The organism is Sphingomonas jinjuensis (assembly GCF_014197105.1).
Classification (GTDB): Bacteria; Pseudomonadota; Alphaproteobacteria; order Sphingomonadales; family Sphingomonadaceae; genus Sphingomonas; species Sphingomonas jinjuensis.
The window spans coordinates 1-9664 of record NZ_JACIEV010000024.1 but is presented as its reverse complement, the minus strand read 5'-3'; the positions used below and the strand labels follow the sequence as shown (position 1 = coordinate 9664).

Sequence of the window (9664 nt, the reverse complement as noted above, 5' to 3'; positions counted from 1 at the left end):
GGCCGGACACACGGAAGCACCTGAACCTGCGCGATCCAATCTTCCGAACACCCCCTTGTATCCGACGGGGCGTCCACACACGGTCGTTCCGCTATCGCCCTAATAGCGGACATCAGAACGGCCAGCTAAACGCGAGGGATGTCAGAGTGGCGAACCGGCTTTTCCGCCCCAAGCAGCACCTTTCCTGGCGCAACCATCTCTCTTGAGTGCCGCCGCTACTTCGATAGCGGCGCTCTGGTTGAGACGGAGTGGATTGTGAATGTCCTGAGTGCCGACGGCAGTTGGGTCGCTCATCCGGATGCCGATCACATCCAATCAGATTTGGATTCACTCGTCACCATGCTCGCGCCCTTCTGTGACGGGGAGACAACCTGGACCGCCGACAGCAGTGGCAGGACGATGCCGTTCTTCGAGATGGTCCTTTCGACGTGGCCTGACCGGTAAGATGGTCGATTCCAGCAGGGCCGTCCGCATCGTCGCCACGCCGCCTTGAAGCGGCCGTTCCGCTTCCGCCCCACTTGCAGATATTCAAGCAGGCGACCATCCTGCGGTTATGGATCGCAGAAGCCTCTTGGGATTAGTGGCAGTTTTTGCCACAACGCCAACGGCGGCTCGGAGTTTCGCCGTCAAGTCGCCCCGCTCTACGGGTCTAGAAAATCAGCAAGTGCAACGGCTGTTCGAAGCGTGGTGGCAGCGTGACGAAGCCCAATTCCGTGATATATTTGTCAAAAGATTGATGAACGACGGTTCTCCTATGAAGCGGGATCTTGCCGATGATCTTGCTCGACTTGACCCTCTTGCCGTGAGTGCGTTCGACATATTCTCAAAGATGTTTCTGGACGAAGGTAAAAACCGAAGGATCGTACTGTTAGTCAACACCAATGCGGGAATTTTTGCCGCTTGTTCCGAACACAACTCCGCGGTCGACTCCAACGCGGAGGATGACCTACCAGACCTCCATCTTTTTTTGATCAAGATGTTAGGTCTTAACGCCCGGTCGGTGACACATCTTACTACAGTCGCGACGCCCGAACCAAACAAGGTCGGCATCTGGTCTGGCAACTGACTGCAATGTGCGCTTTCCACCACGTTCCGCCGTCAGGGCACGCTCGCCGGGTCCCCGGAAGCCGCCGTTCCGCTATCGCCCAAGAGTAGACGGCTATCGTCGCCGTCAGACCAGCCAGCGTACCAAAGCGACAGTCGCCATCGGGGGCATGGCCCCGATGATACACCCTCCTACGATCAACCTCAGCAGCGTGACCAGCATGACCAGCATGACCAGCATGACGCCGAACATTCTCTCCGCTATTCAGTTGATGAGCTTAAGCTGAGAACGCCGTGCAAGAACATGACGGGGGTCGAAGATGCCGTTGACCAAGGAAGAACGGTCGCACGAACTCGGCGATAGCTTCAGGGACAAAGCCGCCGTCCTGCGGGAGAAGTTCATCAATTGGACGGCGGTGGCGTCTGGCGCTGCCATAGCCATCTCGTTCCAGCTGACGGCGCAGTCGGCGAACAAGGAGGCCGCGCTCCGGCTGCTGGTGCCACCCCTGATCGCTTGGCTGGTCGCGATCCTGGCGGCCGCTGCAAGCCTCTTTGCAGTCTTCCAAGAAAATCTGTTCGCGGGCTTCAGCCATCATGAGCAGGGCCGGCGGGAACGGCAGCACGGGCGGATCGATGATCTAAGCGCGGCCGTTCAGCCCGCCGACAATGCGTCGGAAATTGCTCGCAGAAGCGATCTCGCCAGAGCCTTCCACGCGAAAGCGGATCGCTACCACCGGCTCTCCCGCATGTGGCTCTATATCGCCGGCGCGGCCCAGGTCGTCAGCGCGGCATCTTTCCTATCAGGCCTGATCATAGCGATGTGGCTTCTCTCCCGGGCCGACAAGATGCACGAGGCATTCCACCCCTTGGGCCGATAATAAGGCAATAGGAGCAGCGCATCGAGGTCAGCGTCCTCGATCAACGAACCGGACATGGTCTCGGGCGAGATCCGGCGTGTTCAGCCTAGACTGGAACGGGCGAGCCAATAGGCACGCTCCTCCTTCGGCATGAGCCCTGTCCACAGATCGCAGCGAGCCCGGTGACACCATGTCGCCACGCCCGTCCTCTTCCGCAGCTCGGCGGCGGCGTCGCTTAACGGACGACGAGCACTCCTCGCGCAACCCAGCCCTTGCAAGGTATACTGACATTGCGCTCCCGATTTGACGAACCCGCATTCCGACTCTCCCTCAATGCACGGGATCAGGGCGAACAGCTGGATGATCTCCTGCCTCAGCATGTCGGGATATGCGGTCAGCGGTTGGCGGACGTCCTTGGCCGGTCGCGTGAAGTAGTATGCGCCGCCCATAAGCACGAGCGGCAGGGGGAAACCGGCCTCCAGCGTAGCTGCGTGTCGGGCCGGCAATGCGAAGTGCGCCCTGTTGTCCGACCTATGCCGGAGGGCGTTGTACATGGTAGCCAGGACCTGCGCACCGACCGGCAGCTGCTGGTCCTCGGACATCGCCGCTTCGACGATGGCCGCGGCGTCATCCTCCTGCGTTTGCGAGAGATGGTCCCCGAGAAGCCGCTCCACCGCCCTTCGCCGGTCCTCGACTTCCAGATGAAGCATTGGCGCAAGCGAAAAGGTCAACATACGCAGCAGCCTGATCCGCGCTGTCTGTAGTACGCCGTCCACGCCAGGAAGGCCGGCCGCCTCGGCCAGACGATCCTGATACCGAACCACGTCGTCGTCATGGTCAAGGGCGGGCAGATCCAGATCGGCAGACACCGTCATGAGCCTAGCGAAACGCTCGCCTGGAAAATGGTTGCGGTGGTTCAATTCGAGGAGAGGCCCCGGTCTGCCCCCCAGCATGGCAAGATCGACGGCGACCAGAAACGCGTCTCCGAGCGCCGCCTCCGTCGCGCGATGACCATGGCGCCGACACCATAGCTCCCAAAGGCCAAGATAGACATCCTCGATCGGCGGAGCGTCCTCCAGCAGTCGCCTGGGAGCACGTCGCGCCCGACGGTCCTCGGAGCCGAGCGCGTGACCTTCTGTCAGCTGCTCGAGGTCGGCCCACACCAACCGCCTTTCCGCGGATCCGAAGCCGAGAGCGGCGCAGAAGCGCGGCCACTCCGGCCCGCCCTCCCACTGCCGGCACGAAACCGCCGCCACACTCGTCGGCGGATCTTCGACGATCTCGACCTGCCAGCGGACGTCGCCGCTGGTGAATTGCGGTCTGAGCAGCGTATTGGCATTCGCGAGCCGTGGCGTGACGAGATCCGGGCGATCATCAAAGTCGACCTCACCGCAGATGGATAAGGCGGTGCCGCCGTTCATGGCGACAACCAGCCTGATCTTCTGGAGGGCGGTGATGAACAACGATTGAAGAAGCGGGCTGGAGAGCAACTGCCAGTAGTGGACTTGCTCGTGGAACACGGTCGACGCGACACCCTCGTCATTAAGAAGGGGCAATGGCCCGATGTCCAGCATGTCGGAGAGATTGTCAGCCGCCATAGCCGCCAGCATCGCGCGGGCTTCAACCGAACCGGTAAGGGGCGGTGGCCGGGACAGCGGATCCACATCGTGGCGGAAGAACCGACAGATCAGATTGATCCATGCGAACGAGCCGCCGTAGGTCGGCGTGCTCACTCCTGCGCCGGGGCCGGCGTACAGACCTTCTCGATGCCGATTTTGAACAGCAGCACGGCAGCCGGCGCCAGGGGGATGCTAAGACCGGCGACGTTGACAGCGATCTTGAGGCCCTCCGTGAGGACCTTCACAAGATCGCTGGCGTCACGGACGACCGCCTTGTTTTGGCTGTAGTAGCCGCAGATCGCGCCCTTGCCGGACGAAAGCAGCTGAGCGAGCGCCTCCCTACCAGCCGCAACCCTTCCCTGAAGATCGTAAGCTACGTCAGCAGGAGCAAGCCGGGCGTAAAGATCGGCTTCCGACATCGCCAGCAGCGCGTTGATGTCGCCGTCGTTGGTTTCGTCCATGTCACATTTCCTCGATGGTGTTGGCCACGTTCCGCCGCCCGGAATGTCGCGATCGCTACGCCGAGATCAGCGCGGGTCTTCGCCGGATCCAAGACAGCAACGAGAACCCCTTCCAGCCGGCTCGTGGCTCGTTCGGCGACTTTGTCTGCGCGGGAGAGGGCTGCGATGATCGGGCGAACGACCTTGTATCGCGTGGTGCAGTCATCTCGTCCCTGGGCGTCCAGAGCGTGTCGGCAGGACGCCGGGCAGGGAACAGCCGCTCGCCCGCGATCTCGCCAAGCCGGCGATATGCCTCCCACTGCTCCTCGTCGAAGAACTGGTCGCCGGTCGTTTGCTGCGGAAATTCGGAGCAGCCAGGACGCATCCGGTAGGCGAGCACCTCCGGTGGCTCCTTCCAAGTGAGACGGGGTTTGATAAGCAGCAGCGTTCCGAGATTGTCATCGGCGTAACGGATGTCGGCAAGTGCGGCGATCGGGCCGCCTTTAGCCGCGCCGGTACCCGTGCGCGCCAGACGATCGAACGACCCTATCCACTCAAGCATCGGCGATCGATGCCCCAACCGTTCCGCAAGCGCCTGATCATCGAGGAAGCTCAACTCAGCTCCGAGATCGCTACGCGCGCGCACGAGCAATCTAGTGACGTCCTCCATTCGGTAACGTGGATCGGCTCCGTTGTCGCTCGCGACGATGAACGGCACCTTGCGCTGCAAGAGCGCGTAAATGCCGGTGTTCTCGAAGTGCCCGCCGTCCGTAAGGTACCAGCGTCGTCGGCGTTCGCCATCGAACGCACCCTGAAGCTCCTGAACAAGGTGCCCCTGCACGGTACTCCCGAGACGCGCCGAGACATCGCGCGCAACGCTGCGGCTGCGTTTGCTAAGGTCCAGCGTAGAGGAAGAGGACGTCGCTGTTCCTCCGCGGGGCGCACGCCACCAATAGCCAAGTCGGACGTTCGCGAGGGTCGCCAGGATGGACGTCCCGAGGGATGTCCCGGCGCCGATCGCGGCGGATACCGCAGCTCCTGAGATCGCGATCCAGTTGGCCAGGGGAAGGTCCTCGCCGCGGTCGACGCCGCCGACGCCCATTTGCCCGGGCACGTCGCCGCCCCACGCGATGCCGGCAGGTGACAGCTGCAGCGGTTTGCCCTTTCTGTCCCGGGCCACAAGGTTCGACCCCGCGGCAATCGTCTCGGCGATCGTGATATTGATCAGATGGATCGGAGCGCCAGACGGTATGGCCCCCTCGTAGTAGGACGCCAGCCCGATGGCGTCCTGCGGATCGTCCACGCGGACGCTCGTGAACTCGTTGCCGTAGCTTGAGGCGCCGATGTAAGCCCTCCTCAGGCGGGCCGCGTAAAAGATCGACAACGACGACAGGTTGAGAAACGACATGCAAAAGGCCTGCCCCACGTTCTCGATCGCCAGCCCTAAGGCGAGCCAAGGCATCGCGGCAGATCCGGGCCAAAGTTGAAGCGCCCGCGAGGCGGCGCTCCAGAGGACCAACCACGATGCGATCAGTCCGATGCCGGACAGCACCAGTAGCGTCGGCATCCAGTCACGCCGCGTAGACGCGTCGCCCGGGTCGACAGGGGGAACGCGAGACTTGAGGCTCCGCGTCGCCACGAAGCTCATGGTCGGGGGCAGCGCCACGACGATCACCGGCCACGCCCTGCGCGCGAGCGTCCAGATATCCGCGGTGGAGGCCCGGAGCAGCGCTTGCGTGGCGTGGAGGAACACACCGCCCAACGCGTCGCAGAGAGCCAGCCCGATCGTGGCCGCACACATCTTCATCGCCCAGGCCATGACCTTGCTGAGCAGCGTGCGGACCCGGTCTTCCGCGGCGACGCGCGCGGCGTGAGCCGACACCCCCTTGCTCAGGCGCCCCCTGGTAATCTCTGCCCAGCCGTACAGGCCCAGCGCACACATGCCTACCTGCAGCAGCAACCACCCCACCACCACTGGAGTGCGATGGACGTCCGCTCCTGGAAGGGTGGTGCCCAACGCAGCGCAGATCAACGCTATCGCGATGGTGAACGGATTGCCGATCATCCGCAGCAGGACATGACACGGCACCCGGTCGCGCCGCGTCATCCAATAGGCCGTCCCCGACGCCGCGGTGAGCGTGAGGGCGGCGATTGCAACCGCGATCAGCGTAGGGCTGAACGCACCGGCGCGCTCGGCCAACTGCGTGGGCACCAAGGTGTCGATGAGACGCATGGTCACGAGCGCCAGGAGGGCGAGCATGCCGAGAACGAACTGGATCGCCAGCCAGTTGCGTAGCACTATAGCCGCGGCATAGATCGCATCGCTGGTCCCCGATGGCGTGAGATACCGGCCCATGTCGCGGAGCCTGCGTACCGCCTCGCGACCAAGTTCCGAGCCTAGAGGGTCCTGCGGATCGAACGAAGGACGCGCCATTCCCTTGCTGCCGTCGCCCCGGTTGGCGGCAGGAACGAAGAGGCTGCAGAAGAATGAGCCGATGTAGCTGCCCCCCGAAACCGTCGACAGGTAGTCCGCACGCCCGAGCAGCCGCTCGCGGCTGAGTGCCTGAAGGAGGCCCAGCGAGAACGTGGCGCTTCTGATGCCCCCGCCGGACAGCGCGATGCCGACCCGCGGCCCTTCGGAGATCTTCGGTCCGCCGGGACGTCTGCCCATCCACCCCCGCTCGCTTTCGATCAGGTTTGCGAAGCCATTCCCCTTCTCATCCGCGTGCATGACCACGCCCCCTTTCGCGACCGACCACTGCATCGGACTGCGCCATCGTCTTCCAGCTTGGCGCCGACCAGGCCACCCGATTGAACGCGCGTCCGAGGCTGCCAACGGTCCCGGGTGGCGGACCCGGGCTCGACGCTTGCGGGTCCGGGCTGCGACCTGCCATCGCGGTCACGGACAGCGGGAGGCGTCCAACGCCCCCCCGACATCGATCGGCGTGGGGAAGGGGCGCGCAACCCCCGCGGCGTCCGCAGCCACGTTGGCGAGCAGCTCCTTGGCGCGTAGCTGGGCCGAGAGCGACGTCCAGTTCGCTCCGGCCTTGCCGTTCGCCGCGCAATACTTGTCCCGTCGGGCGGTCTCCGCCTCATCCAATTTCGTCGCATATACGGTCAGCGCAGTGGCGCTCGCCGCCGTGGCGGCCGTGTTGGCTTCCGCACGCCGCGCCGGTATGATGGCCTCCTCCAGGCCGGACCTGATCGCGGGCTTGGCGGCGGTGAACGCGGCGCCGAGCGCCTTGAAGAACGCGGAGCCCGATCGGATCTCCGTGATCTCAATCCGGACGGTCGTCGCACGCGGCCCCACGACACCGTTTGCGCCGGGTCCGACACCGGCCGCGAGCCGGGATCCCGCGGCGTCGCCAGCCTTGGCGGCCCCTGCCCATGGATTGCCAATCCATGGTGAGGAGAGTTCGCATAGCGTCTCGCATAAGCGTGTCAGCTCACCGGACCGGACGCGCTCCACGGCGGTTTCCGTCCTCCTCGGCGGAATGAGCACCTGCAACGTTTCGTTCGGACGTTGCAGTGGGAACGGCCAACTGGCGGAGGCCCCGGCATCGCTCGAGGCACTGAGCTTCACCGATACAACTATTGCGGACTCGAGCTTGCCGTTGCCGCGCCTCGTCAACTGGCGCGGATAGTACAGCAGCGTAGGGGTGAAGGAGATCGCCTCGCCTCCGTTGGAGGGACGAACCCAAAATTCGGCGAAGAAGTCGATCGGGCCGTCCAGGGGGACAGCTGGTGCGGTCCAGCCTTGCCTGTTGGTGGTGCGCTGCAACGCCGCCGTCCATCCGTCCTGCGCATCGAGGAGCGATCGGAGCGTCCGGCCTCCGGCAGCCGAGCGGGCGATCTGCAAGCAGGTCCGCTCTCGCACGGGAACTTCACTCGATCGGCTGCCGAAGACCGTCGTTTTCCGATCCTCGCCGAGCGCGCTCAATTGCGTGCCGATCCAGTCGAGCCCGGAGCCGATCAGGCTGGGGACGGCAGCGCCCACGATCGAGGCGAACGCCGCCTGATCCTTGTCATCTTGTGCCGCGGGACCATTGAGGGCCGGGCTCACGCACGATCCCATGTAGACGATCGCATTCGGTGGCGCGGGAGGCGGCTTATCGTCCGCGGCAGGCGCCGGATCGGCTGCCACCGACGCGATCAACAAGAGGAGGATCGGTCTCTTCACTTCTCTTCTCCTCGGTGGTCGGCCAGGAGCCAGGCCATGATGGACGGGGTGAGCGCCAGACCGCGGTTGGCGACCCTACCCGGGACAGCGTCGTCCGCCTCCCCCAGATGAATGCCGACGACGGTCCAACCGCCGTTCCGCATAACCCTCACGGGTGCGCCGCTCTGGCCATGGCCTGTCGGCACCGCATGGACGAAGATCGGAGCTGAGCCTCCGAGCATGGGCCCGTTGCCCTCGTACAGCCCGAACGGCGAGACTTCCGTCGGGTAGCCCGAGATGGTCAGATCATCGCCCACCACAACCGATCCGGGGAGGCCGAGAACCGCGAGAGGCGCCGCGGGATTGGCCGGCAGCTGGAGGCGAGCGATGTCGCAATCCCGATCCCCGCCGACGAACCCAGGATGGATCGGATGATCGCCGTCGGTCGGTTCGAGCCTCCAAGACAAATCCTCGTAGCCTCTAAAGAGCCCGTTGCCCAAGAACACCTGAACCTCGTCCGGCAGCCTCTTGCGCGTCGATCGTCCATCGATGTCATTCCACAGGACGTGAGCGGCCGTGGCAATGCGCCCCTGCCCCACGAGAAAGCCGGTGCCGAAACCGATCATCCCGGGAAATTCGGAGTAACGTGCCTGGATGAGGCATGTTGCGCTGTACGGCCTCGTCCCGAGGTCGCTGATGGATTTGGTCGCGGTACTGTTCACGGCCGCACCCTGGCCATCACCGGTCTGATCTGCATCCCGCGTCCCCCCGGACAAGAGCGCATCACGCCTTACTTGCTTGACAAGGTGCATGTATTCGCTCGTGAATGCAAGCTACGCTTGCGACTTCATCATCAAGGAGCGTGTCTGCATGTACAGCGAGAGACCTTCACTCGCTACGGTCATCGGTCGCTACGTAGTGGCAACGCTGTCGATTTCGACGTCCGCATGGCTGATCGCCCGGTTTTCCGGGGAAAAGACGGCGATAAGGGTGATCGTTTTGGTGATCTTCAATACACCAATAGTGGCGATTTCAGTCACCCTCCCGTTCGTCGCCAGCCTGAGAGTCGCACTTCGCGAGAAAGGCGTTCCCGGTGCCATTGAAAGCACCAGCTACAGCCGCATAACGGGACTCTTCGGGGCCGTGGTGCTTACCGCGTTCTTCTGGGCGATCGGCAACGTGGTGATCTGGTACCTGTTCGAGTCGCCGGCGCAGGTCGGATCGATCATCGACGGCATCTGGCGCTTCTTCGTGCTCGGCTCCGCGCTCTTCCTTCCCTACGCTTTCAACCAGCTGCGGGGTATCATGGCCGATCGGCAAAAGCATATTGAGGAAACGGAACGTCTGCATCTAGCGTCCAGCGTCACCAGGCCGGGGGCTCCGGGCGTGACGGTCTTGGCGAACCGTCCTTAGCAGAGGCAGGTGAAGATGCCCTTCCCCGTTGGTGTTATGAGCTGCCCCCTTCTGAGTGGTCCATCGACTATGACAGTCTGGATCAAGGAAGGGACGACGAATGCCTTCGAAGAAGCACAAGCCCGAGGAGAT

General features: G+C 63.6%; 8 protein-coding genes. 3 read left to right on the top strand and 5 right to left on the bottom strand.

Annotation, left to right across the window (positions count from 1 at the left end; all coding sequences use genetic code 11):
* Positions 1-553: 553 nt before the first annotated feature.
* Both GGQ80_RS18160 and GGQ80_RS18155 read left to right on the top strand, forming a co-directional pair.
* A complete protein-coding gene (locus GGQ80_RS18160) occupies positions 554-1066 on the top strand; it encodes a hypothetical protein (protein ID WP_221364509.1) in 513 nt (170 codons plus the stop codon).
* 298 nt (positions 1067-1364) lie between these two features.
* Positions 1365-1922 (top strand): hypothetical protein, encoded by a 558-nt coding sequence (locus tag GGQ80_RS18155; RefSeq protein ID WP_183987509.1) that lies wholly within the window; start codon positions 1365-1367, stop codon positions 1920-1922.
* Positions 1923-2002: 80 nt separating this feature from the next.
* Here the strand turns inward: GGQ80_RS18155 and GGQ80_RS18150 are convergent, their stop codons facing one another.
* From GGQ80_RS18150 to GGQ80_RS18130, 5 genes are all read right to left on the bottom strand, one after another.
* Positions 2003-3634, bottom strand: a complete 1632-nt coding sequence (locus GGQ80_RS18150) for a hypothetical protein (protein ID WP_183987507.1) — start codon at positions 3632-3634, stop codon at positions 2003-2005.
* The gene (locus GGQ80_RS18145; protein ID WP_183987506.1) at positions 3631-3981 is read right to left on the bottom strand and encodes a hypothetical protein; all 351 of its coding nucleotides are present in this window, start codon (positions 3979-3981) and stop codon (positions 3631-3633) included. Before GGQ80_RS18145 ends, GGQ80_RS18150 begins: the two co-directional genes overlap by 4 nt.
* Before the next feature lie 55 nt (positions 3982-4036).
* Complete coding sequence (locus GGQ80_RS18140; protein ID WP_183987504.1) at positions 4037-6724, bottom strand: patatin-like phospholipase family protein; 2688 nt, start codon at positions 6722-6724, stop codon at positions 4037-4039.
* Positions 6725-6859: 135 nt separating this feature from the next.
* Positions 6860-8140 (bottom strand): hypothetical protein, encoded by a 1281-nt coding sequence (locus GGQ80_RS18135; protein ID WP_183987502.1) that lies wholly within the window; start codon positions 8138-8140, stop codon positions 6860-6862.
* Positions 8137-8841 (bottom strand): trypsin-like peptidase domain-containing protein, encoded by a 705-nt coding sequence (locus GGQ80_RS18130; protein WP_183987500.1) that lies wholly within the window; start codon positions 8839-8841, stop codon positions 8137-8139. Before GGQ80_RS18130 ends, GGQ80_RS18135 begins: the two co-directional genes overlap by 4 nt.
* Before the next feature lie 88 nt (positions 8842-8929).
* On the opposite strand from GGQ80_RS18130, the gene GGQ80_RS18125 reads away from it, so the two are divergent.
* On the top strand, positions 8930-9532 hold the full coding sequence (locus tag GGQ80_RS18125) for a hypothetical protein (protein ID WP_183987498.1): 603 nt from the start codon (positions 8930-8932) through the stop codon (positions 9530-9532).
* Positions 9533-9664: the final 132 nt, after the last annotated feature.